The sequence below is a fragment of the Pseudomonas sp. GLN_2 genome (assembly GCF_043106005.1).
GTDB lineage: Bacteria > Pseudomonadota > Gammaproteobacteria > Pseudomonadales > Pseudomonadaceae > Aquipseudomonas > Aquipseudomonas alloputida.
Window position 1 is genome coordinate 122,927 of record NZ_JBICMC010000090.1, and the last position, 24,409, is coordinate 147,335.

General features: G+C 61.7%; 19 protein-coding genes. 9 read left to right on the plus strand and 10 right to left on the minus strand.

Annotation, left to right across the window (positions count from 1 at the left end; translation table 11 throughout):
• Positions 1-49 precede the first annotated feature (49 nt).
• From tatA to tatC, 3 genes are read left to right on the plus strand one after another with little or no spacing between them, the layout of a single operon-like run.
• Complete coding sequence (gene tatA / locus ACF8Q6_RS22780; RefSeq protein ID WP_012051370.1) at positions 50-283, plus strand: twin-arginine translocase TatA/TatE family subunit; 234 nt, start codon at positions 50-52, stop codon at positions 281-283.
• Positions 283-573, plus strand: coding sequence for a Sec-independent protein translocase protein TatB (gene tatB, locus ACF8Q6_RS22785; protein WP_003255013.1), 291 nt, complete (start codon positions 283-285; stop codon positions 571-573). Before tatA ends, tatB begins: the two co-directional genes overlap by 1 nt.
• Positions 570-1,331: a twin-arginine translocase subunit TatC gene (gene tatC / locus ACF8Q6_RS22790; protein ID WP_003255015.1), complete on the plus strand. Its 762-nt coding sequence runs from the start codon at positions 570-572 to the stop codon at positions 1,329-1,331. The genes tatB and tatC overlap by 4 nt, the downstream gene beginning before the upstream one ends.
• 103 nt (positions 1,332-1,434) lie before the next feature.
• Here the strand turns inward: tatC and ACF8Q6_RS22795 are convergent, their stop codons facing one another.
• The gene (locus ACF8Q6_RS22795; protein ID WP_392489644.1) at positions 1,435-1,746 is read right to left on the minus strand and encodes an NGG1p interacting factor NIF3; all 312 of its coding nucleotides are present in this window, start codon (positions 1,744-1,746) and stop codon (positions 1,435-1,437) included.
• A gap of 3 nt (positions 1,747-1,749) precedes the next feature.
• Entirely contained in the window at positions 1,750-5,649 is a 3,900-nt protein-coding gene (gene purL, locus ACF8Q6_RS22800; RefSeq protein WP_012051367.1) for a phosphoribosylformylglycinamidine synthase, read from the minus strand.
• Positions 5,650-5,988: 339 nt separating this feature from the next.
• On the opposite strand from purL, the gene mltF reads away from it, so the two are divergent.
• Positions 5,989-7,446, plus strand: coding sequence for a membrane-bound lytic murein transglycosylase MltF (gene mltF, locus ACF8Q6_RS22805; RefSeq protein ID WP_392489643.1), 1,458 nt, complete (start codon positions 5,989-5,991; stop codon positions 7,444-7,446).
• Positions 7,447-7,539: 93 nt separating this feature from the next.
• Here mltF and tadA read toward each other — a convergent pair whose 3' ends face one another.
• Positions 7,540-8,019 (minus strand): tRNA adenosine(34) deaminase TadA, encoded by a 480-nt coding sequence (gene tadA, locus ACF8Q6_RS22810; protein ID WP_012051365.1) that lies wholly within the window; start codon positions 8,017-8,019, stop codon positions 7,540-7,542.
• Positions 8,019-9,398 carry a multicopper oxidase family protein gene (locus tag ACF8Q6_RS22815; protein ID WP_392489642.1) on the minus strand — a complete coding sequence of 460 codons (1,380 nt, stop codon included), beginning with the start codon at positions 9,396-9,398 and terminating at the stop codon, positions 8,019-8,021. Before ACF8Q6_RS22815 ends, tadA begins: the two co-directional genes overlap by 1 nt.
• 196 nt (positions 9,399-9,594) lie before the next feature.
• Here ACF8Q6_RS22815 and ACF8Q6_RS22820 point away from each other — a divergent pair, with 196 nt between their 5' ends.
• Positions 9,595-12,552, plus strand: a complete 2,958-nt coding sequence (locus ACF8Q6_RS22820) for a dermonecrotic toxin domain-containing protein (protein WP_392499511.1) — start codon at positions 9,595-9,597, stop codon at positions 12,550-12,552.
• A 55-nt stretch (positions 12,553-12,607) separates the two neighbouring features.
• Here ACF8Q6_RS22820 and guaA read toward each other — a convergent pair whose 3' ends face one another.
• From guaA to ACF8Q6_RS22840, 4 genes are all read right to left on the minus strand, one after another.
• Entirely contained in the window at positions 12,608-14,185 is a 1,578-nt protein-coding gene (guaA, locus tag ACF8Q6_RS22825) for a glutamine-hydrolyzing GMP synthase (RefSeq protein ID WP_003255024.1), read from the minus strand.
• A 78-nt stretch (positions 14,186-14,263) separates the two neighbouring features.
• A complete protein-coding gene (guaB, locus tag ACF8Q6_RS22830) occupies positions 14,264-15,733 on the minus strand; it encodes an IMP dehydrogenase (RefSeq protein WP_003255025.1) in 1,470 nt (489 codons plus the stop codon).
• Between the two features lie 86 nt (positions 15,734-15,819).
• Entirely contained in the window at positions 15,820-16,377 is a 558-nt protein-coding gene (locus ACF8Q6_RS22835; RefSeq protein WP_003255027.1) for a hypothetical protein, read from the minus strand.
• Positions 16,378-16,424: 47 nt separating this feature from the next.
• Positions 16,425-17,180 carry a sulfite exporter TauE/SafE family protein gene (locus ACF8Q6_RS22840; RefSeq protein WP_012051361.1) on the minus strand — a complete coding sequence of 252 codons (756 nt, stop codon included), beginning with the start codon at positions 17,178-17,180 and terminating at the stop codon, positions 16,425-16,427.
• Positions 17,181-17,277: 97 nt separating this feature from the next.
• Between ACF8Q6_RS22840 and ACF8Q6_RS22845 the strand changes: the two genes are divergently transcribed.
• The 4 genes from ACF8Q6_RS22845 (at position 17,278) to leuA (ending at position 22,713) form a co-directional block, all read left to right on the plus strand.
• Positions 17,278-18,156, plus strand: a complete 879-nt coding sequence (locus tag ACF8Q6_RS22845) for a LysR family transcriptional regulator (RefSeq protein ID WP_003255031.1) — start codon at positions 17,278-17,280, stop codon at positions 18,154-18,156.
• Between the two features lie 205 nt (positions 18,157-18,361).
• Positions 18,362-19,741 (plus strand): exodeoxyribonuclease VII large subunit, encoded by a 1,380-nt coding sequence (xseA, locus tag ACF8Q6_RS22850; RefSeq protein WP_121784236.1) that lies wholly within the window; start codon positions 18,362-18,364, stop codon positions 19,739-19,741.
• Between the two features lie 3 nt (positions 19,742-19,744).
• A complete protein-coding gene (locus tag ACF8Q6_RS22855; RefSeq protein ID WP_054889405.1) occupies positions 19,745-20,572 on the plus strand; it encodes a M23 family metallopeptidase in 828 nt (275 codons plus the stop codon).
• 467 nt (positions 20,573-21,039) lie between these two features.
• A complete protein-coding gene (gene leuA / locus ACF8Q6_RS22860; RefSeq protein ID WP_010952204.1) occupies positions 21,040-22,713 on the plus strand; it encodes a 2-isopropylmalate synthase in 1,674 nt (557 codons plus the stop codon).
• A 62-nt stretch (positions 22,714-22,775) separates the two neighbouring features.
• Here the strand turns inward: leuA and ACF8Q6_RS22865 are convergent, their stop codons facing one another.
• Both ACF8Q6_RS22865 and ACF8Q6_RS22870 read right to left on the minus strand, forming a co-directional pair.
• A complete protein-coding gene (locus ACF8Q6_RS22865; protein ID WP_014755484.1) occupies positions 22,776-23,489 on the minus strand; it encodes a monalysin family beta-barrel pore-forming toxin in 714 nt (237 codons plus the stop codon).
• Positions 23,490-23,508: 19 nt separating this feature from the next.
• Positions 23,509-24,228 (minus strand): monalysin family beta-barrel pore-forming toxin, encoded by a 720-nt coding sequence (locus ACF8Q6_RS22870; RefSeq protein WP_392494273.1) that lies wholly within the window; start codon positions 24,226-24,228, stop codon positions 23,509-23,511.
• Positions 24,229-24,409: the final 181 nt, after the last annotated feature.

The following is a 24,409-nucleotide window of genomic DNA, read 5'->3' on the forward strand; positions in this document are numbered from 1 at the left end:
GCAAGGCAGGATTGCCCTTCCTTTTCATGACCTTACAGGAGTGGTCGCTATGGGTGGCATTGGAATCTGGCAACTGGTGATCGTACTGCTGATCGTGTTCTTGCTGTTTGGTACCAAGCGCCTGAAGGGCCTGGGTAGCGATGTGGGCGAGGCGATCCAGGGTTTTCGCAAGTCCATGGGTGGTGACAATGACGCCAACGCCGCTGACCAGGCGCACGTGCAGCAACAGTGCCCGCTGAACGGCCAAGTTGCCCAGCAATCTCAAGCGGACCGCCAGGCCTGATGTTCGAGGTAGGCTTCAGCGAGTTGCTGCTGATCGGCGTCGTCGCGCTGTTGGTGCTGGGCCCCGAGCGCCTGCCGGTGGCAGCCCGTACCCTCGGCCGCGGCCTGGGCCAGGCGCGCCGGGCCATGCACGCCTTGCGCACGCAGGTGGAGCGCGAAATCGAGATGCCCAACCTCGACCAGGCACCTCTGCAACGCCTGGAACAGGAGATCCGCCAGGGCATCAGCCTGAACGCGGAACCGGCCAATGATGCGGCCACGGCCGTGCTGCCCAAGGAAAATGCTTCATGAGTATTGCCATGGACCCTGCCGCGAGCATGCCCCTGACCGAACACCTGCGCGACCTGCGCAAACGCCTGGTGCGTTGCCTGGCGCTGGTGGCATTGGTGTTCGCCGGCCTGTTCCCCTTTGCCCAGACGCTGTACACGCTCATATCCGAGCCGCTACGGCGCTTTTTGCCGGAAGGCGCGAGCATGATCGCCACCAGCGTCACCTCGCCCTTTCTGGCACCGTTCAAGCTGACCGCGATGTGCGCCCTGTTCCTGGCCATGCCGCTGCTGCTGCATCAGGCCTGGGGCTTTCTGGCGCCGGGGCTGTACCGCCGTGAACGGCGCATTGCCCTGCCGCTGCTGGTATCAAGCATCGTTTTGTTCTATGCCGGCATGGCGTTCGCGTTCTTTCTGGTGTTCCCGATGATGTTCGGTTTCTTTGCCAGCGTGACGCCGGACGGCGTGGCGATGATGACCGATATCAGCCAGTACCTGGACTTTATCCTGGCGCTGTTTCTGGCCTTCGGGCTGGCGTTCGAGATCCCGGTGGCGACGTTCATCGTGGTCTGGGCAGGGTTGGCCGATGTGGCCACATTGCGGCGCAGCAGGCCCTACGTGGTCGTCGGGTGCTTTGTGGTGGGGATGATCCTGACACCGCCGGATGTGTTTTCGCAGACGATGCTGGCAGTGCCGATGTGGGTGCTGTTCGAGGTGGGGTTGCTGGCTTGTGGAATGTTGAAGCGGCCGGAGCCAGGCAAGGAGATTGTGGCTGGATTGTAGGGCCCTTTCGCGGGCACGCCCGCTCCCACAGGGATATCACAGGTTCTGAAGATTGTGATATCCCTGTGGGAGCGGGCGTGCCCGCGAATAGCCGTGATGCGTTCTAGAACTCGGCGAGCCGCCAGACTTCATAGGCTGGCGTCTCGTACGGGTGGCTCTGCTTGAGCGCAGCGACGACCTGAGCCACCCGCTCGTCAGCCACCACCAGCTCCACCTTCCACTCTTCCACCACCTCGACCTGGCCGGTTTGCCCGAGGAACGGCTGGCTGCCGTCCAACGGGCGGAACTGGCCCTGGCCAAGGGTTTGCCAGGCGCAGTGCTCATAGTCACCGATGCGCCCGCCGCCAGCAGCGAACACAGCGGCCTTGACCACTTCGACATGGCTGGCGGGGACGAAGAAGGCGAGCTTGTACACGCCTTAGTTCACCCACACCCGCGCGTTGCGGAACATACGCATCAGCGCGGCATCTTCCTGCCACTCGTCCGGGCGCCAGGAGTTTTGCACAGCGCGGAACACACGCTCCGGGTGCGGCATCATGATGGTCACGCGGCCGTCGCGGCTGGTCAGGCCGGTGATACCACGCGGCGAGCCGTTCGGGTTGGCCGGGTAGGCTTCGGTGACCTTGCCGTGGTTGTCGACGTAGCGCAGGGCCACGCAACCGGACACATCGGCTTCCAGCAATGCTTCTTCGCTGGCGAACTCGGCATGGCCTTCGCCGTGGGCAATGGCGATCGGCATGCGCGAACCGGCCATGCCCTGCAGGAAGATCGAGTTGGACTTCTGCACTTCGACCATGGCCACGCGGGCCTCGAATTGCTCCGAGCGGTTGCGCACGAAGTGCGGCCAGTACTCGGTGCCCGGGATCAGCTCGTGCAGGTTGGACATCATCTGGCAACCGTTGCACACGCCCAGGGCGAAGCTGTCGGTACGCTCGAAGAAGGCCTGGAAGGCGTCACGGGCACGGGCGTTGAACAGCGCCGACTTGGCCCAGCCTTCGCCAGCGCCCAGCACGTCACCGTACGAGAAGCCGCCACAGGCGACCAGGCCCTTGAAGGCTTCGAAGTCGACACGGCCAGCGAGAATATCGCTCATGTGCACGTCGATGGCGGCGAAGCCAGCGCGGTCGAAGGCAGCAGCCATCTCGACCTGGCCGTTGACACCCTGCTCACGCAGGATGGCCACTTGCGGGCGCACGCCTTTCTTGATGTAAGGCGCCGCGATGTCGTCGTTGACGTCGAAGCCCAGCTTCACCGAAAGACCCGGGTTGTCTTCCTCGAGCAGCAGGTCGAACTCCTGGTCAGCGCAGTCGGCGTTGTCGCGCAGGCGCTGGATCTGGTAGCTGGTTTCAGCCCACTGGCGCTGCAGCATGCGACGGTCATCGTCGAACAGCACTTCGCCGTTCAGGCTGATGGTCACTTCAGCGTTGTTGACTGGTTTGCCGATCACCGCGACGCATTCTTCACCCAGGCCAGCAGCGCTGAACTGTGCCAGCACGTCCGGGGTAGCATCCTGGCGAACCTGGATCACCGCACCCAGCTCTTCGTTGAAGAGGATGGCCGGCACTTCGCCCTTGCTGTCGGTCAGCGGGTCGAGTTGCAGGTCGAGGCCGCAGTGGCCGGCGAAGGCCATTTCCAGCACGGTGGTGACCAGGCCGCCGTCGGAACGGTCGTGGTAGGCCAGCAGGTGGCCGTCGGCGTTCAGGCCCTGGATCACGGCGAAGAAGGCCTTGAGGTCTTCGGCGTCGTCGACGTCCGGTGCCTGGGCAGCGATCTTGCCGTAGGTCTGGGCCAGGATCGAGGCACCCATGCGGTTCTTGCCGCGGCCCAGGTCGATCAGGATCAGGTCGGTCTCGCCCTTGTCCATGCGCAGTTGCGGGGTCAGGGTCTTGCGGATGTCGGTGACCGGGGCGAAGCCGGTGATGATCAGCGACATCGGCGAGGTGACGCTCTTCTCGACGCCCTCGTCGCTCCACTTGGTCTTCATCGACATCGAGTCTTTGCCGACCGGAATGGTGATGCCCAGCTCCGGGCACAGCTCCATGCCGACAGCCTTCACGGTGTCGTACAGGCGTGCGTCTTCACCTGGGTGACCAGCCGCGGACATCCAGTTGGCCGACAGTTTGATGTCGGACAGCTTTTCGATGCGCGAAGCCGCCAGGTTGGTCAGGGTTTCGCCAATGGCCATGCGGCCGGACGCGGGGGCATCCAGCAGCGCCAGCGGCGTACGCTCGCCCATGGCCATGGCTTCACCGGTGTAGACGTCGAAGCTGGTGGCGGTAACGGCGCAGTCAGCCACCGGAACCTGCCACGGGCCGACCATCTGGTCACGGGCAACCAGGCCGGTGATGGTGCGGTCGCCAATGGTGATCAGGAAGCTCTTGCTGGCCACGGCCGGGTGGTTCAGCACGCGCTGGACGGCGCTGTCCAGGTCCAGTTCGCTCGGGTCGAAGTCATCGCCCAGCTCGGCTTCGCGGGTAACCGAACGGTGCATGCGCGGCGGCTTGCCCAGCAGCACGTCCAGCGGCATGTCCACCGGGGTGTTGCCGAAGTGGCTGTCGCTGACGGTCAGGTGCGGTTCTTCAGTGGCTTCACCCACCACGGCAAACGGGCAACGTTCGCGCTCGCAGATGGCCTTGAAACGCTCGAAGTCGACCGCGCTGACGGCCAGCACGTAACGCTCTTGCGATTCGTTGCTCCAGATTTCGTGCGGGGCCATGCCCGGCTCGTCGTTGGGCACGTTGCGCAGCTCGAAGCGGCCACCGCGGCCACCGTCGTTGACCAGCTCAGGGAAGGCATTGGAAATACCGCCAGCGCCCACGTCGTGGATGAAGGCGATCGGGTTGTTGTCGCCCAGCTGCCAGCAACGGTCGATGACCTCCTGGCAACGGCGCTCCATTTCCGGGTTTTCGCGCTGTACCGAAGCGAAATCCAGGTCAGCCGAGCTGGCACCGGTAGCCACCGACGAAGCAGCGCCGCCGCCCAGGCCGATCAGCATGGCCGGGCCACCGAGCACGATCAGCTTGGCGCCGACAGTGATTTCGCCCTTCTGCACGTGGTCTTCACGGATGTTGCCCATACCGCCGGCAAGCATGATCGGCTTGTGGTAGCCGCGCACTTCTTCACCGTGCGGGGTGTTGATGGCTTGCTCGAAGGTACGGAAGTAACCGGTCAGGGCCGGGCGGCCGAATTCGTTGTTGAACGCAGCGCCGCCAAGAGGGCCTTCGATCATGATGTCGAGGGCGTCGACGATACGCTCGGGCTTGCCATAAGCCTGCTCCCACGGCTGCTCGAAGCCCGGAATGCGCAGGTTGGACACGGTGAAGCCGGTCAGGCCGGCCTTGGGCTTGGCGCCACGGCCGGTAGCACCTTCGTCGCGGATTTCGCCACCGGAGCCGGTGGAGGCGCCGGAGAACGGGGCGATGGCGGTCGGGTGGTTGTGCGTTTCCACCTTCATCAGGATGTGCACCGGCTCCTGCACCGCGCCGTACTGGCGGGTTTCAGGGTTCGGGAAGAAGCGGCCGGCAACGTTGCCGACAATCACCGAGGCGTTGTCCTTGTACGCCGACAGCACACCTTCGTTGTGCATCTGGTAGGTGTTCTTGATCATGCCGAACAGGCTTTTTTCCTGGGCCTGGCCGTCGATATCCCAACTGGCGTTGAAGATCTTGTGGCGGCAGTGCTCGGAGTTGGCCTGGGCGAACATCATCAGTTCGATGTCGTTCGGGTTGCGCTTGAGGCCCTGGAAGGCATTGACCAGGTAGTCGATCTCGTCTTCGGCCAGGGCCAGGCCCAGGTCGATGTTGGCCTTGGCCAGGGCGTCACGGCCGCCGGCCAGGATGTCGACCGAGGTCATTGGCTTGGGCTGGGCGTGGCTGAACAGGTCAGCGGCCTGCTCCAGCTGGCTGAGCACACGCTGGGTCATGCGGTCGTGCAGTTCGGCGGCGATCAGGGCGGCGTCAGCGTCGCTCAGGGTGCCGGCCACGTAGTAGGCGATGCCGCGCTCCAGGCGCTGGATCGACTGCAGGCCGCAGTTGTGGGCGATGTCGCTGGCCTTGCTGGCCCATGGCGAAATGGTGCCCAGGCGCGGTACCACCAGGAACAGACGACCCGTCGGCTCCTGTACCGGCACGCTCGGGCCGTACTTGAGCAGACGGCCCAGCACCTGCTGCTGGTCGGCGGTCAGCTCGCCGTCAACATCGGCGAAGTGGGCAAATTCGGCATACAAACCAGTAACAGCGGGGACTTTCTGGCTCAGTTGCTCGAGTAATTTACCGTGGCGAAAGGCAGAAAGGGCAGGAGCGCCGCGCAGGATCAACATCGTCGGGACAGCCTCAGGAAGGGGTGTGCTTAGAGGCCGTGCATTCTAGCCTAATTCGATGGCTTTCGGCACCTGCTCTAAGCCACGCCTGCCGGGCGGCGGAACCGGACTTCGGGGTCAGTTTTCAGAGATGTCCGGCTTGAGACGAGATCGAGCGGCGCCGGGTGTCCGGTTCAACACATTCAGCGCCTGTGCGATCGCCCAGGCGCTGAATGTCTCAAACCGGGCACCTGGTAGCCCTGATGCAATCCCCCCTCCCCCAACCACACAACCCGCTACCAGACAAGCTAACCGTTGTCGAGATATGGTTGGGCCAGTCCTTTGCGTATACTGCAACCTATGTTCGCCCACACTGCTTTGCGCCAGCGTTGCGCCAAATGGCTTCTCGCAACCGGACTCTTTCTGCTGCTAGGTGCCTGCGTTGAAAAACCCAGCACCCTCGAGCGCGTGAAGGAGGATGGCGTGCTGCGCGTGATCACACGCAACAGCCCGGCAACCTACTTCCAGGACCGTAACGGCGAAACCGGCTTCGAGTACGAACTGGTCCAGCATTTCGCCGACGATCTCGGCGTAAAGCTGCAGATCGAGACCGCCGACAACCTGGACGAACTGTACGACGCCCTCGGCAAGCCTTCCGGCCCGGTACTGGCTGCCGCTGGCCTGGTCAGCAGTGAGCGGCGCAAAACCCAGGTGAAATACTCCCATCCCTATCTGCAGGTGACCCCGCAGGTCATCTACCGCAACGGCCGCGCGCGCCCCACCGGCGCCAAGGGTTTGGTCGGCAAGAAGATCATGGTGCTCAAGGGCAGCAGCCATGCTGACCAGTTGGCCGAGCTGAAAAAGCAGTACCCTGCCTTGCAATATGAGGAATCCGACGCCGTCGAAGTGGTCGACCTGCTGCGCATGGTGGACGAAGGTCAGATCGACTTGACCCTGGTGGACTCCAACGAACTGGCGATGAACCAGGTGTATTTCCCCAACGTGCGGGTCGCCTTCGATTTGGGCGACACCCGCGACCAGCGCTGGGCAGTGGCAGCAGGCGAGGACAACAGCCTGCTGAACGAAATCAACGAGTTTCTCGACAAAGCACAGAAAAACGGCACCCTTCAACGCTTGAAGGACCGCTACTACGGCCATGTCGACGTGCTTGGCTATGTCGGCGCCTACACCTTCGCCCAGCACCTGCAACAGCGCCTGCCCAAGTACGAGAAGCACTTCAAGAGCTACGCCAAGGTCGAGCAGGTCGACTGGCGCCTGCTGGCAGCCATCGGCTACCAGGAATCGATGTGGCAGCCGGAAGTCACCTCCAAGACCGGCGTGCGCGGCCTGATGATGCTGACCCAGCGCACCGCCCAGGCCATGGGTGTGTCCAACCGCCTGGACCCGAGGCAGAGCATCCAGGGCGGCGCCAAGTACTTCATGAAGATCAAGGAAGAGCTTGACGACAGCATCAAGGAGCCGGACCGCACCTGGTTCGCCCTTGCCGCCTACAACGTCGGTGGCGGTCACCTGGAAGACGCCCGCACCTTGGCCAAGCGCGAGAAGCTCAACCCGAACAAGTGGCTGGACGTGAAGAAGATGCTGCCGCGGCTGGCTCAGAAGCAGTGGTACCGGCAGACCAAGTACGGCTATGCCCGTGGGGGCGAACCGGTGCATTTCGTGGCCAACATCCGTCGTTACTACGACATCCTCACCTGGGTGACCCAGCCGCAGCTCGAAGGCCAGGTGGCCGAGGGCAACCTGCATGTGCCCGGGGTCAACAAGGACAAGCCAGCGGATAAGTCGTCGCCAATGTAAGCCTGTCAGGACCTCTTCGCGGGCAAACCCGCGCCTACAAGATTTGCGCAGAACCTGTAGGAGCGGGCTTGCCCGCGAAGAGGCCGGTGCAGCTCAAGCCTTGGCCCGGCGGGCCTTGAAGAAGTCGCTGAGGATCTGCCCGCACTCTTGCGCCAGCACCCCGCCCTCCACCATCACCCGATGGTTGAGAAAGCCTTGGCCAAAGAACTGCCCCTGGCTCTGCACGATCCCCGCCTTGGGCTCCAGCGCGCCAAACACCACGCGCATCACCCGCGAATGCACGATCAGCCCCGCACACATGCTGCACGGTTCCAGGGTCACATACAGGGTGCTGCCGGGTAGCCGGTAGTTGCTGGCCGACCTGGCTGCCGCCCTGATCGCCACCATCTCGGCATGCGCGCTGGGGTCGCTGTCGATGATCGGCCGATTGAAACCCTGGCCGATCACCTGCCCATGCTGTACCAGCACCGCCCCCACCGGCACCTCGCCCAGTGCCGCGCCTTCGGCGGCCAAGGCCAGCGCCAGGCGCATGAACTCCTGATCGCGACTGCGATCGATGATCTGCGGGCGCATCAGACCACCGCAATCGCGGCCATCAGGCCGGTTTCCATGTGGTCGATGACGTGGCAGTGAAACATCCAGGTCCCAGGGTTATCCGCCACCAGTGCTACCTGGGCGCGCTCGTTCTTGCCCAGCAAGTAGGTGTCGGTGAACCACGGCTCCTTGATGTCGTGACGGTTGGAGGCGATCACCTTGAAGCTCATGCCATGCAAGTGGATCGGGTGCTGGTACTGGGTCATGTTCTTAAGCTCGAAGATGTAGCTCTTGCCCTTCTGCAACGTGGCGATGGGGCGGTCGGCGCAGGTCTTGTCGGTAATATCCCAGGCCTGGCCGTTGATCTGCCACATGCTCGACGGTTTGGCCGGATCAGGGGTGACAGAGACGCTGGCCGCCCACTCGAAATTGAAGTTCAGCTTTTCGGCATTCTCCAGGTCCGGCTCGGCGATCGGATTGGGCGGCAGCGCGGGCGGCCAGTCACTCGGCGCGTCGTTGCTGGCCACCGAACGCAGGGTGCCCAGGCGCACGAAACCGTCGCGCAGGGAAATTTCCTCACCCGCCTCAGGAATGCGGATGGCCAGGCAGATACGCATGCCAGGGCCTAGCCAGTATTCGTCCAGCGCACGCGGGGTCACCGGGTTGCCGTCGAGGGCATAGATTCTCGCCTCGCAGTTGCCCTTGAGGTTGAGGCGGTAGGTCCAGGTATTGTCCAGGTTCAGCACGCGCACCCGCACCACCTGGCCGGCCGGCAGCTCGGTGATCGAGTCGGCCTGGCCGTTGATGGTGATCAACCGCCCGGCAGTGCCGTTGCGCGCAGCCTCGCGCGGAATGCTGAAAGGCAGCCATGCGCCCTGCTCGTCCACATGCCAGTTCTTCAGGCTCAGCGTACGCTCATGCTGGAACCCGGTGGGTTCACGTTCCTCGACGATCAGCGGCCCGACCAGACCGCGGCCCAGCTCCTCAGAGCTGCTGACGTGCGGGTGATACCAGTAACTGCCGGCGTCCGGCACGCGGAATTTGTAATCGAAGTACTCACCCGGCTTGACCGGCAACTGCGACACATAGGGTACGCCGTCCATTTCCAGCGGCAGGCGAATGCCGTGCCAATGGATAGTGGTTTCGACCGGCAGGTGATTGATGAAGCGCACCCGCAACCAGGTGCCTTGGCGTACTCGCAACTCCGTCCCCGGCGCTGAAGGGCCAAAAGCCCAGGCCTCGGTCTTGAAACCCGGCACCAGCTCCACTTCCAGCGGGGCGGCAATCAGCTCGTAGTCGTGCCCGGCGTTCTCGTCCTCGACCTTGCCCAACCAGTATCGCGCCGCGCCTCCGGCCCCCAGGCCTACTACAACCAGGCCAGTGAGGCCTTTGAGCATTTGTCGACGGGTGAAGGACATCGGTGCGGGTACCTCGCTTCGGTGCAATCAAACTGCCAGCATGACTGACGATAAAGGCGAATACGATACACCTGCAAACGGGAAATATTAAGTGAAAACCCGGCGTCACGAAGCGACCGGACAAGCAATAAGCACCACCGCCCTGGCTCACGACCGTTCAAAACTGGCAGCCTTTCACCTCTATTGGACAACCGTGATGCTTGCCGACACCCTCCCCAGCGACCAGCAAATGCTGATGACCCTCGCCGGACAACTCACTGAAGACTGCCCTGACATGCGCGAGATGGCGCGCGAAGTCGCACAACAGCTCCTTGCGCGTCATGACCTGAAAGCACTCGAGCCCGACAATGTCTACCTGCACCGTTTCCACACCGCCGTCAGCAGCCCTCGAACCTTCAACGGCTGGCAGCACCTGGATCAGCCCTTTGAATCCCTGACCCTGCCACAACTGGTGATGCACCGCTTCGATGCCCAAGCCCGGGACAACGCTGACGTGCTCAGTTACCTCGCTGGCTTTTACAGCGATGGACCAGGCAAAGACGTGTATGACGAGCGCAATGAAGTTCGACTCGACCCCAAGGACGTGCTGCAGTATTTCTGGCGCATTGATTTTGCCTCGGGTTTCAAGACGCGGATGACCTCGTTCTGGGCAAAACATTCAGAGCACTTCCGCACGCTGGCCAAAGCCAACTTCATGAGCAAATTACTGGAAGCCTGCGCGCAAGAGCCCTCCTCCGCGCTAGCCCGTCACGGCCAGGATATCGCTCATGCCCTGGTGGGCGAGACAACCTGGCCGCCATCGCTTGAGGCACTGCAACGAAGGGTCTTGCCGGGTGGCGCAACGCGCGTATGCGCGTTGGACATTGGCGGGTATGTGGCGACGGACATCCTTCGCCTGCAATTGGCCAATGGCAGCCAGCTGATTTACATGCCGGGCGATGTCGACGGCTTACATTACTTCCAGAACGACCAGGCACTGTTCTGGTGGGTGCTCACAAACTGCACCTATGTCGAAAACCGAACCCGCTTTCTGGCACATTTTTCCCTCGACGATCGTGAAGAGGCTGACGGCAAAGTCGGGTTGAATCATCTGATCGATCTGCTCTTTCACGGCTGGGGCAACCATGATTACAGCGGCCTCAATACCCTCGACCTGACCATTGAAGAGGATGCCTTCGACTGGCTGCGCAACAAGGCTCGCAAGCGGATGATCGATGATGCGCATTTCTCTTTGCGCTCCAACGCCGACCTGCGCAGACAATTGTGGATCGGTTATCTGAAGGCGGGCCTGCAGGTGTTCGGCCCCATGGCGGCAGTGAGTTGGCCGGTAGCGTTGGCGCTGGTGGGGGCAGGCATTGCTGAAATGGGTTTGAACATCTACCAGGCGGTACACGGGCACACAACGCGTGAACGCAAGGCAGGTACAACCGGCGCCATTTTCGCCGCCATTGAGACACTGTTCAACGCGACCTTTCTGCTCAGCGCACCAGGCAAACCCCTTGACCAGTTCGCAGAGGTGGCTGAAGCAGGCGCTGCGACTGAGGAAGGGGAAGCCCCGATACCGGCGGAAGAATCAGCGCATGAACACAGCGGGGAACCCACTGATGAAAGTGCTTCAGAGGTGGCAGAGGCGATTGAAACCTGGGTACCTCAGCCCTTCCAGCCAAGCGAAAGGTGGGCTGCACTGCGCCCTTTCGAAACGAATGTAGTGCTTGGCGGCAAACCTGGTACAGGGTTTCTTGAAGGTATCCATCTGCAAGATGGGCAGTTTTACGCACTGATCGATGAGATGCCTTACCAAGTGCGCTTTGTACCCGAACTGAAATCCTGGACCATCGTCGATCCTGAAAACCCTTTCTCATTTTACAAAAGCTTGCCCATCCGCCTGGATGGCGCAGGCCAGTGGCACCCAGTGGAACGCCTTGGCCTCAACGGAGGCATGCTGTCGAGCCTGAAAATCTGGGGCCGGCCGTCAGCAAGAGCAAGCGTGCCCCCCTTGGCTGAAACACCTTACGCAGTGCCAGCCGATTTGCGCGCCTCACTGAAGAATGTTTCTGACGATGAGATTACCGGTGCGCGAGCGTTCCTCGATGCCCCTGATCGACAGGCCGCCATCGCCCGATTTCGCCAACTACGTGATCAACTGGCCGCCGATGCCCAAACGTTCATGACCACAGTGCAAACACCGGCACGGCCGCATATACCAGAATTACCCGCCAACGCTTCTTCCAAATACATTTTGAAAAGTCTCTACAACAACAGTAACGGCTTGGTCATTGGCGAAGCGCACAGTGGCCTTGGCAGCAAGCGATTGCTGATCGACAACATGTGCCAGCTACGCAAACTGAAGGTAAAGACGCTGTACATGGAGCACTTCACCACCGACTTCCAGCAAGCAGACCTGGATACCTTCAACCGCACCGGCGTGATGCCGCAGGAGCTGGATCGCTACGTGGAAAGCCAGGATGTCGGCCACCGCACCGACCCCGAGGGCCGCTACACCTTTCGGCAGGTACTGGTCAGCGCACAGAAAAACGGCGTACGCATACAGTCCATCGACTGCATGGCCAGTTACCGCCAGGCGTGGGCAAATCCCGTTTCCGATGTGGCACGCCAGCGCATGATGAACTTCCATGCACACTTGATCATCGAGGCAGACCAGGCCGCGCGCGGCTCGGGAAAATGGATTGCGCTGGTCGGCAGTACCCACGCCAACACCTTCCATGGCGTAACCGGGCTGGCCGAAACCGAAGGCGCGATTGGACTGCGTGTCGAAGACCGCCCGATCGGCGAACCTGACGCTTACAGCGCAGACCCTGGTGTGGATGCCTTGGACGAAGGTGGCACCGTAAGGCATGTGCAAAGCGACCTGCGGCTACGCGCCGCCGTATTGACCACCCGCCCGCCATCACCAGACTTTGACAGCCTGCTGGTGAGGCCTGGCGATTACGCGATCGAACGCACCCAGGGCGAGGAATACCTGATCAACCGCAGCCGGGACTCGACCTTGCGACGCACGCTGATCCAGCGCGATGGGCGCTTTTACTACCTGGAGCGCCCCGATTGGCCAACCATCCATGAACGTCGCTTTCAAAACCTGGGCGAGCTTCATGCCCAATTGAGATTACGCGGCATGCATCACATCGCCCCTTGAGCCAGGCAAGGCGCAGATACGACAAGGGCGCCTTGCGGCGCCCTTGGGGTTCAGCTTATTCCCACTCGATAGTGGCAGGCGGCTTGCTCGACACGTCGTAGGTAACGCGCGAGATACCGTCGATTTCGTTGATGATACGACCGCTGACAGTTTCCAGCAGCTCGTACGGCAGGTGTGCCCAACGCGCGGTCATGAAGTCCACGGTCTCGACGGCACGCAGGGCGACAACCCAGGCGTAGCGACGGCCGTCGCCGACGACGCCGACCGACTTGACCGGCTGGAACACCACGAATGCCTGGCTGGTCTTGTGGTACCAGTCGGCCTTGCGCAGCTCTTCGATGAAGATGTGGTCGGCGCGACGCAGGATGTCGGCGTATTCCTTCTTCACTTCACCGAGGATACGCACGCCCAGGCCCGGGCCCGGGAACGGGTGGCGGTAGACCATGTCGTACGGCAGGCCCAGTTCCAGGCCGATCTTGCGCACTTCGTCCTTGAACAGTTCACGCAGCGGCTCGACCAGCTTGAGGTTCATCTCCTCCGGCAGGCCACCAACGTTGTGGTGCGACTTGATCACGTGGGCCTTGCCGCTCTTGGCGCCAGCCGACTCGATCACGTCCGGGTAGATGGTGCCCTGGGCGAGGAACTGGATGTTCTCCAGCTTGCTGGCTTCGGCATCGAATACGTCGATGAAGGTGCGGCCGATGATCTTGCGCTTCTTCTCAGGGTCGGCTTCGCCGGCCAGGTTGTCGAGGAACTGCTTTTCAGCGTCGGCGCGGATCACCTTGACGCCCATGTTCTCTTTGAACATGGCCATCACCTGGTCGCCTTCGTGCAGGCGCAGCAGGCCGTTGTCGACGAATACGCAGGTCAGCTGGTCGCCGATGGCGCGGTGCAGCAGCGCGGCAACCACCGAGCTGTCAACGCCGCCGGACAGGCCCAGCAGGACGTTGGCCGAACCGACTTGCGCACGCACCTGGGCGATGGCGTCTTCGACGATGTTGGACGCCGTCCACAGGGCTTCACAGCCGCAGATGTCCTGCACGAAGCGGGACAGGATGCGACCCCCTTGCTTGGTGTGGGTTACTTCAGGGTGGAACTGCACGCCGTAGTAGCCGCGGACGTCGTCGTACATGCCAGCGATCGGGCAGCTTGGGGTGCTGGCCAGAATGTTGAAGTTGCCAGGCATCTGGGTGACCTTGTCACCGTGGCTCATCCACACGTCCAGGCCCAGCACGCCGTCGTCGTCAACGTGGTCTTCGATGCCGTCGAGCAGGCGGCTCTTGCCGACAACGTCCACGCGGGCATAACCGAACTCACGCAGGTCGGAACCTTCTACCTTGCCGCCCATCTGCTCGGCCATGGTCTGCATGCCGTAGCAAATACCCAGCACAGGCACATTCAGGTCAAACACGGCTTGCGGAGCGCGCGGGCTGTTGGCTTCGTGGACCGACTCGGGGCCGCCGGCAAGGATGATGCCGCGCGGGTTGAATTCGCGGATCGCTTCATCGTCCATGTCGAACGGGTGCAGTTCGCAGTACACGCCGATTTCGCGCACGCGGCGGGCGATCAGCTGGGTGTACTGGGAACCGAAATCGAGGATCAGGATGCGGTGAGCGTGAATGTCGAGGGCCATGACTCAATCTCGTCAGTGGAAATCGGAAACGACGCGGGGCTGTCATGACAGCCCCGCTTTATGTTGTAGCTGGAAGCCTCAGCCTACGCGGTAGTTAGGGGCTTCTTTGGTGATTTGCACGTCGTGCACGTGGGACTCGGCCATGCCGGCACCGGTGATACGCACGAACTCCGGCTTGGTGCGCATTTCTTCGATGGTTGCGCTGCCGGTATAGCCCATGGACGAACGCAGGCCGCCCATCAGCTGGTGGATGATCGCGGCCAGGGCGCCTTTGTAAGGAACGCGGCCTTCGATGCCTTCCGGTACCAGCTTCTCGGCGCCGGCCGAGGAGTCCTGGAAGTAACGGTCGGACGAGCCTTGCGCCTGTGCCATGGCACCCAGCGAGCCCATGCCGCGGTAGGCCTTGTAGGAACGGCCCTGGAACAGCTCGACTTCACCCGGGGCCTCTTCGGTACCGGCGAACATCGAACCCATCATCACGCAGGACGCACCGGCAACGATGGCCTTGGACAGGTCACCGGAGAAGCGGATACCGCCGTCAGCGATCAGTGGCACGCCAGTGCCTTCCAGTGCTGCGGCAACGTTGGCGATGGCGCTGATTTGCGGCACGCCGACACCGGCAACGATACGGGTGGTGCAGATAGAGCCAGGGCCGATACCGACCTTGACCGCATCGGCACCCGCTTCGGCCAGGGCCTTGGCGGCAGCGCCGGTGGCGATGTTGCCGCCGATCACCTGCACTTGCGGGTAGGTTTCTTTCACCCAGCGTACGCGGTCGATCACACCTTTGGAGTGGCCGTGGGCAGTGTCGACGACGACGACATCAACGCCAGCTGCCACCAGCGCAGCAACGCGCTCGCCGGTGTCCTTGCCGGTGCCGACGGCGGCGCCGACGCGCAGGCGACCTTGGTCGTCCTTGCTGGCCAGCGGGTAAGCCTTGGCTTTTTCGATGTCCTTGACGGTCATCATGCCCTTGAGGTTGAACTTGTCGTCAACGATCAGGACTTTTTCCAGGCGATGCTTGTGCAGCAGCTCGCGAACTTCGTTTTTATCGGCGCCTTCGCGGACGGTGACCAGGCGCTCTTTCGGCGTCATCACGTCGCGAACCTTGGCGTCCAGGCGATTTTCGAAGCGCACGTCACGGGAGGTGACGATGCCGACCAGGTCGCCGTTCGCCAGTACCGGCACGCCGGAGATGTTGTTCAGGCGGGTCAGCTCGAACAGGTCGCGCACAGTGGCATCGGCGTCGATGGTGATCGGGTCCTTGACCACGCCAGCCTCGAACTTCTTGACCTTGCGCACTTCGCCGGCCTGTTGTTCGATGGTCATGTTCTTGTGGATGATGCCGATACCGCCTTCCTGAGCCATGGCAATGGCCAGACGCGCTTCGGTCACGGTATCCATGGCAGCGGAAACCAGCGGAATGTTCAGCTCGATGCCACGGGTCAAACGGGTCTTGAGACTGACTTCATTGGGCAGTACCTCGGAATAGCCAGGTACAAGGAGGATATCGTCGAAGGTCAGGGCTTCTTGGCTGATACGCAGCATCGCGGGGGCTCCCGGGCGGGAAAAATGGAAGCGCGCCATTATACTCATGCATGGCGCGCCGCTCAATGCAAAATAAGGGCCTTCGGTCAGGCTTGTGGCAGTTTTACCTGCACCACGGCCACCGGCTGGTCGAGCCAGTCGGCGAAGCTGTCGAGAAAGGCCTGGGTGAACCCGGCCTCGCCCCAGTTGTTGAAGATGAACCCCAGGTTGGAAAAGGCACATGGCTGCAGGTAAATGAAGCCATTGATGTCATCTTCGAAGCCGCACAGTGGGCAGGTAAAGTTGTCGCTCACTGCCGGCATCCACTCTTCCAGGCTTTCGAACAACGGCTCGCCTACCTCGCGCCGGCACTCCGGGCAACCGGCTTCTTCGAGGAAGCCTTCGGTGGGGGTATAGATGCAGCGTTTGAGCATCACTTCCAGGCCGTTGACCGGTTCGCCGAAGGGCAGTTTTTCCGGGTGCAGGGCCACTTTGCGCGCCCCTGCCGCCAGGGCATGGCCCATGCGGTTACCGGTGCGGCCACAGGTGGTCAGCTGCTCCTCGACGACCTTTTCGCGCACCAGCCAGCGCAGGATGGCGCGGGCACGGGCTTCATGCACCGGGACGGTAGACAGCTTTGGAACGATGATGCTCTGGGTGTTCATGAACGGGACAAGCCTGAGAAACGCCGGTAATGACGCAATTCTACCGCTCAGGCGCTCAGGTAGCGACCAATCAACGCCAGCCCACTGGCCAGCACCAGCCAGGTGACCAGGCGTACGAACGCTTCGCGGGACAACCGGTGGGTCAACCGACGCCCTACCCACAGGCCAATGAACATGACAGGCAGCAGGCAGGCGGCGAGCAGCAGCAGGCGTTGGTCGGCATAGACACCGGCGATCAGGAACAGCGACAGACGCACTATCGTACTGCAACTGATCAGCGCGCTCTGGGTGGCGCGTACCTGTTCCTTCACCTCCAGCCGTGCGCTCAGGTAAAGGGCATAAAGAAACCCGCCGCTGCCGAACAGAGCCCCGAACAACCCGCCTGCCGTGCCCATCGGCACCGCCCAGAAGCCGGACAGGCTGGCTGGCCTCACTTTCACTGCCAGCCCGTAAAGTGCATAGGCAGTCACGAATACCCCCATCAACAGCAGCAACAGGTCGGACTTCAGTTGCAGCAGGAACACCACGCCCAACGTACACCCCAAGGCCATGAAGGGCAGCAGCCGCAGCAATTCACTGCGTACCACATCCCGGCGCGACGGCAGCAGATTGCCGAACGCGGCCACGAAATCCAGCAGCACCAGCAACGGGATGATGCGTGACAACGGCATGAAGTGAATCAGCACCGGCCCCGCCACGAGTGCAGTACCGAAGCCGGCGATGCCGAAGACGATGTAGGCCGCAGCGATGGCGAACAGGATCGGCAGCCAGTCAAGGCCGGAAAACGACAGTTGGGCAAGCATGGCAACAGTTCCTGGGAAGACAGGCAAAGGTTAGTCAGCCATGAGCCATGCCGACTAATATGCCTTTATCCAGAAAGCCATCTCGAAAAGGCATGACATGACGTCGATCCGACAGTTGCGTTACTTCGTGGAAATCGCCGAGTGTGGCAGTTTCAGCAGTGCAGCCGAGCGACTGTACGTCGCCCAGTCCGCCCTTAGCCGGCAGATCAAGGAGCTGGAGCAGCAACTGGGCACGCCGCTGTTCGAACGCACGGCGCGCCTGCCTCGCCTGACGCTGGCCGGTCAGGCCTTTCTTGAACGGGCACGACGCTTGCTGGCTGACCTGGCACAGGCGGAGCGGGTTACCCGTGACATTGGCCAAGGGTTGCAAGGCAGCTTGCGCCTGAACCATTCCAGCACCGTGCCGCTGACCGGCGGGCTTCTGGCTCGCCTGGGGAACTACCTGAAGCACAACCCAGGGGTTTCGCTGGAGATTGCGCAGCAGTCGTCGGAGGCACAACTGGAAGACATTGCTGCCGGACGGCTGGATATCGGCCTGTTGCGCTTGCCGGTGCTGCGCCAGCATGAAGGCGTGGTGCTGCATGAACTGTTCGACGAACCCTTGTTGCTGGCGGTCGCCGCTGGGCACCCCTTGGCGGGTACTCGGCACGTGCAACTGGAGCAATTAAAGGAAGAACGCTTCATTTCCATCCCGCACCGGGATCGCGGTGGCTTGAGCTACCTGTCGGCCTCGTTGTGCATGGGGGCAGGGTTCTTCCCGCAGGCGGCGCAGGTACTGTCGCGCAAGACTACGCAGTTGCAGCTGATACAGGCGGGGTTTGGTGTGGCGTTGTTGCCGCGGTGCATGTGCGAGATTGCCCCGGCTTCAGTCAGCTTCGTAGCGCTGGAGGGTGATTGCCAGAGCACAGTGGCACTGGCCTGTCGCCGTGATGCGGGGCAACTGGTGCGGCAGTTCGTGGCGACGATGCAGGGCTGAAGGCACCGGTTGCGGTCTTGTGGGAGCGGCCTTGCGTCGCGAAAGGGCTGCGATGCAGCCCCAGGTTTTCAGCTTCGCCGCATGAAGTGCCGGGGCCGCGTTGCGGCCCTTTCGCGACGCAAGGCCGCTCCCACAAGGATTGGGTCAAGGCTGACAGTAGGGGCAAGACAGACAACCGGGGCCGATGTCATTTATGATGCCTGCCATGATCAAAGACCCTTTCGAACGACTCGGGCTGGACCGCGAGGTCCTTACCGTCAGCCAACTCAACGGCCGCGCCCGCGTGCTGCTGGAAGACGTTTTCCGCAGCGTGTGGGTGGAAGGCGAAATCTCCAACCTCGCCCGCCCGGCGTCCGGCCACATGTACTTCACCCTCAAGGACAGCGGCGCCCAGGTGCGTTGCGCGTTGTTCCGGCAGAACGCCACGCGGGTACGCCAGGCGCTGCGAGACGGCTTGGCGGTGCGGGTGCGCGGCAAGGTTTCGCTGTTCGAGGGACGTGGCGACTACCAGCTGATTCTCGACACCGTCGAGCCTGCCGGTGATGGCGCGCTGCGCCTGGCTTTCGAGGCCCTGAAGGAAAAGCTCGGTGCCGAGGGACTGTTCAGCACCGAACGAAAGAAGCCACTGCCGGCTCACCCGCAGCGCATCGGCATCATCACCTCGCCCACTGGCGCGGTGATCCGCGACATCATCAGTGTGTTCGGCCGCCGTGCCCCGCAGGTGGAGCTGAACCTGATCCCTACGGCGGTACAAGGCCGCGAAGCCATCGCGCAGATCGTACGCGCCATCCGCCTGGCCGACAGCCTCGGCTTCGATGCGCTGATTCTGGCGCGTGGTGGTGGTTCGCTGGAAGACCTGTGGTGTTTCAACGAGGAAGCCGTGGCGCGTGCCGTGGCCGCCTGCGTCACGCCAATTGTCAGCGCCGTGGGCCATGAAACCGACGTGTCGATCAGCGACTTCGTGGCTGACGTGCGCGCGCCCACTCCGTCGGCTGCCGCCGAGCTGCTGGCCCCTGACAACAGCGGCCTTCGGCAACGCCTGGATGGCCTGCAACGGCGCCTGCTGCTGCGCATGCAGAACCGCCTGACCCACGACCGCCTGCGCCTGGAGTCACTCACCCGCCGCCTGCGTCACCCAGGCGAGCGTTTGCGCCAGCAGGCTCAACGCCTGGACGACCTGGACATGCGCCTGCGTCGCGCGTTCATGCTCAACCTCAACCAGCGCCGCGAACGCCTGGCACGCCTGGACGCCCGCCTGGCCGCGCAGCATCCGGGGCGTAACCTGAAACTGCTGAACCAGCGCCTGGACAGCCTGGCCGAGCGCCTGCCACGGGCCATGCGTGAGGTGCTCAAGGACCGTCGCCAGCGGTTCCAGGCCCAATTGCAGACACTGCAGGTGGTCAGTCCGCTGGCCACCCTGGCCCGCGGATACAGCATTTTGCTGGATGAGCAAGGCCAGGCCATTCGCAGCGCCCAACAGACCCGCAACGGCCAACGCCTGACCGCCCGCCTGAACGAAGGCGAGCTGCTGGTGCGGGTCGAAGACAACCACCTGACCCCGGTCACCCTCTCACTACTGGACTGACACATGCCCCGCGTGCTCGCGCATCTGCTTGCCCTTTCCCTGCTGCTGCTGGCCGGCGGCGCCCAGGCCAGCTACATCACCCGCACACTGAACAAACCGGTACCCGGCGGTGTGGCAGTCGTCGACCTGGGCCCCGCCGCCAACGCCCCCAGCGCCCGTTTCGACGGCAAGCCGGTGCTGGTGGTGAAGGAGCAGGACAACTGGCTGGCCATCGTCGGCATCCCGCTGACCCAGAAGCCCGGCACCGCAGTGCTGAACCAGGGCGGGCGCACCCTGCCTTTCAGCGTAGGCAGCAAGAAGTACCCTGAGCAGCGCATCACCCTGAAGAACACGCGCCAGGTCAACCCGAACCCGGCCGACCTCAAGCGCATCGACCGCGAACTGGCCGAGCAGATCAAGGCCTACCGCAGCTTCAGCCCTAACCTGCCGAGCAACCTGGTTCTCGACAAGCCGGTCAACGGCCCGCTGTCGAGCAAGTTCGGCGTGCGCCGCTTCTTCAACGGCGAAGAACGCAACCCGCATGCGGGGCTGGATTTTGCGGTGCCGGCAGGCACGCCGATCAAGACACCCGCCAATGGCAAAGTGATTCTGGTGGGGGATTATTTCTTCAACGGCCGCACGGTGTTCGTCGACCATGGGCAGGGCTTTATCAGCATGTTCTGCCACATGTCGAAAATCGATGTGCAAGTGGGCCAGCAACTGCGTCGTGGCGAGGTGGTCGGGCGCGTGGGCTCGACCGGGCGGGCTACCGGGCCGCACATGCACTGGAACGTCAGCCTGAACGATGCGCGGGTGGACCCGGCGATTTTCATTGGCGCGTTCCAGCCCTGAAACTGCGGCGCCTGCTTCGCGGGCACGCCCGCTCCCACAGGTACAGCGAAGCCTTCAGACACAGCTCAATACTTGTGGGAGCGAAGCCTTCAGACACAGCTCAATACTTGTGGGAGCGGGCATGCCCGCGAAGAGGCCAGCGAAGTCGACAGCAGTTCAACTGTGTTGCGCCATCGAAAAATACTGCGCAAAAATCAATAAGCACCCAGCAGATCCAAGCCATAAAATCTCGCCTAATTACTTTTTTTAAGCATTCCTCTCAATTTTCCCCGAACGCTTGCCATCCCCCACCCCACTGGTTAAGTTTGAAGGCATGAAAACCTTCAGCACCCTCATCCTGCTCCGACAACATCGCAGCCTCTGCCTGGTCAGCGCCCGACTACCAGGCTGAATCGCGTCGCCTCGCCTCTTCATATCGTTATCGCTCGGCAGGCCCGATCTCGGCCGCACACAAAAGGATTGCTTCCATGACCATGCTCAAAGACCCTTCGAAGAAATACCGCGCTTTCCCGACCATCGACCTGCCTGACCGTACCTGGCCGTCGAAGACCATCACCCAGGCACCTATCTGGTGCAGTTCCGACCTGCGTGACGGCAACCAGTCGCTGATAGAGCCGATGGACTCGGAGAAGAAACTGCGCTTCTGGAAGACCCTGGTGCAGGTTGGCGTGAAGGAGATCGAAGCCTCGTTCCCGTCGGCCTCGCAAACCGATTTCGACTTCGTGCGCACCCTGATCGAGGACGGCCACATTCCGGATGACACCACCATCCAGGTGCTCACCCAGGCACGTGAAGACCTGATTGCCCGCACCTTCGAATCGCTGCGCGGCGCAAAAAAGGCCATCGTCCACCTGTACAACGCCACCAGCCCGTCGTTCCGCCGCATCGTCTTCAATCAGGACAAGCAAGGCGTGAAGGACATCGCGGTGAACGCGGCCAAGCTGTTCGTCAAGTACGCCGCCCAGCAGCCGGAAACCCAGTGGACCTTCCAGTACTCGCCAGAAACCTTCAGCGCCACTGAAATGGAGTTCGCCAAGGAAGTCTGCGACGCGGTCATCGAGGTGTGGAACCCTACACCTGAACACAAGATCATCCTCAACCTGCCGGCCACCGTGGAAGTGTCCACGCCAAATATCTACGCCGACCAGATCGAGTGGTTCTGCCGCAACGTCAGCCGCCGCGACAGCGTGATCATCAGCCTGCACTGCCACAACGACCGCGGCACCGGCATCGCTGCCACCGAACTGGGCCTCATGGCCGGCGCCGACCGTGCCGAAGGCTGCCTGTTCGGCAACGGCGAGCGTACCGGTAACGTCGACCTGGTGACCTTGGCACTGAACCTCTACACCCAGGGCATCGACCCGTTGCTGGACTTCTCCGACATCGACGGTGTGCGCAAGGTGGTCGAAGAGTGCAACCAGTTGCCGGTACACCCACGTCACCCGTATGTGGGCGACCTGGTCCATACCGCGTTCTCCGGCTCGCACCAGGACGCCATCCGCAAGGGCTTTGCCAAGCAGCAGGACGGGGAACTGTGGGAGGTGCCTTACCTGCCGATCGACCCGGCCGACATCGGCCGCAGCTACGAAGCGGTAATCCGCGTCAACAGCCAGTCGGGCAAAGGCGGTATCACCTACCTGCTCGAGCAGGAATATGGCATCAGCCTGCCGCGTCGCATGCAGATCGAATTCAGCCAGGTGGTGCAGGGTGAGACTGACCGCCTGGGCCTGGAAATGACCGCCCAGCAGATCTACAGCCTGCTGCACAAGGAATACCTCCAGGCCAACGCGCCATACGCACTGGTCAGCCATCGCCTGCAGGAAGAAAACGGCCACAGCGCTGTGGAAGTGGAAGTTGCCGGTGAAGGCGAAACCACCCTGCACTGGCGCGGCAAGGGCAACGGCGCCCTGGAAGCACTGGTGGCCGGCCTGCCGATTGCCGTGGAGATCATGGACTACAACGAGCACGCCATTGGCGCTGGCACCAACGCCAAGGCCGCGGCCTACATCGAACTGCGCGTGGCCGGTGGCCGCCCGGTACATGGCGTGGGTATCGATGAGAACATCACCACGGCCAGCTTCAAGGCCCTGTTCAGCGCGCTGAACCGCTCGCTGAGCCAGCAGGAAGCAAAAGCGGCTTGATCAAACCACTACAGGCAGAAAGCCCGCTGGTTTAAAGCGGGCTTTTTTCATTGCGACGTTAATCAAAATACCGAGAAATCAAAAGTCCAGCGTCTGGCGCCTGGCGCTTTCTCAAATTGATTGAACAAGACCGCTTGGTTAACCTGACTCCAGGTCAGAGGCTTTATTGATTTTTCATTCCTGACCGGAACAAGCTGATCGCAAACCACCGATGAAAGCATCGTGATGTCCTGCCGCACCAGCCGCCCGTCGTCATTGAATATATCTGAGCTTTTGGTATAGGGTACGTATCCAGCAAGCACGCCAGCGGATGTCATGTGGTGCGCGTAGACCATGTGCACTTGATACACCATGATGGTCCCATCGCCCTTCACTCTCAATGAGCGCTTGGTTGACTCCGAACCGCTCACCGTTTCAGAAACCGAAAACATGGCAGTGAGTTCAGCGTTCGCATTCGCCGGGCCGAAGTCAGCAGAGAAGCCTACCTTGAACTCGACGCCTTGGGAGAAACTCTTGCTGAAGCCCTCGCAAACTACCACTTCGCGCTCGTGTTCCGTTTGCACATTGGATCGTATCGTGGCCACATGTTGCAGATAAGCAAAGACTGGCCGCGTGTAAGTGGCCCAGTCATAGTTACCACACCTGACATCACCGTAGGTGGTATCGGCATCCACCCAGCAACCGGCATGCAACTGATCACCTATCAGGTACTGCTCGATTTCGAAAGACCCTCTTTTCAGGGGATACCGGCTGATTTCATTCATCAAATCGCTCATTGAATATGACCTCATCCACTCAATATTGCAGGAAGCGGTTGCTGGCCGCCTGATCATTAAAACTCCAGCCGGCGTCACCCGCTGCGCCATAAGCAAGATTGAATATCAGGTGATATAACGCCTGTCGTGATATTGGCGCTTTGGTGTTATCCGAACCATGTCCTACCCACATCAGGTCTGTGGCCACGGAAGAAAGGAAGAAAACGCCTTTGTTGCCGCCTTGCACACGCACGGGCTGTACCTTGAACAGCTCAGAGCACTGGGCATCGCCCTGTTTTACCCAATGCGCATAGACCAGTTTCAACTGGTAGGCCACATAGCATTCAGCTCCCGCTACGCGCACGGTATGCCCCACCGATGATAACGGCCGCCACTCTTCGGCAGAGCAGCCTGAGAGCAGATCTGACTTTACGCTTACCAGCCCAATTCCACTCGGCGCAGAAAAGCCTTCGGCATCATGTGCAAACCAGACCTCATGCCCACTGGCACGGGACAGATCAATTTCACAGTCTCCAGCACTTAATGTTTTATAGGTGCCCACGTAGTCGAAGTAGGCGAAAACCGGGCGGGTCAATACCTTCTTTTTCCCTGAAGGAAACCCAAACCCACCGTAGACGGTTTCACCTTCTATCCAACATCCAGGATGAAACTCGTCCGTGCTGAGCAGGTACCTTTCAATCAGGTATGAACCGTTTAAAACGGGGAACGCATCGGGTGACAAACGCTCGAAGCCTGTCATCGCACACCTCTGAACAATAGTTGAAGGCGTGAGACTATTAACGGTTGAGTTCTGCGCCTAGGCGCTCATGTTTCCTCACCAGGAAGTGTTTATGGGGGCGTGATCACGTATTGAGGGCCGGCACGTCAGCCGTCAGGTAAAGCAGACAACGAAATCAACGGATAAAAAAAAGGGGCGCCGA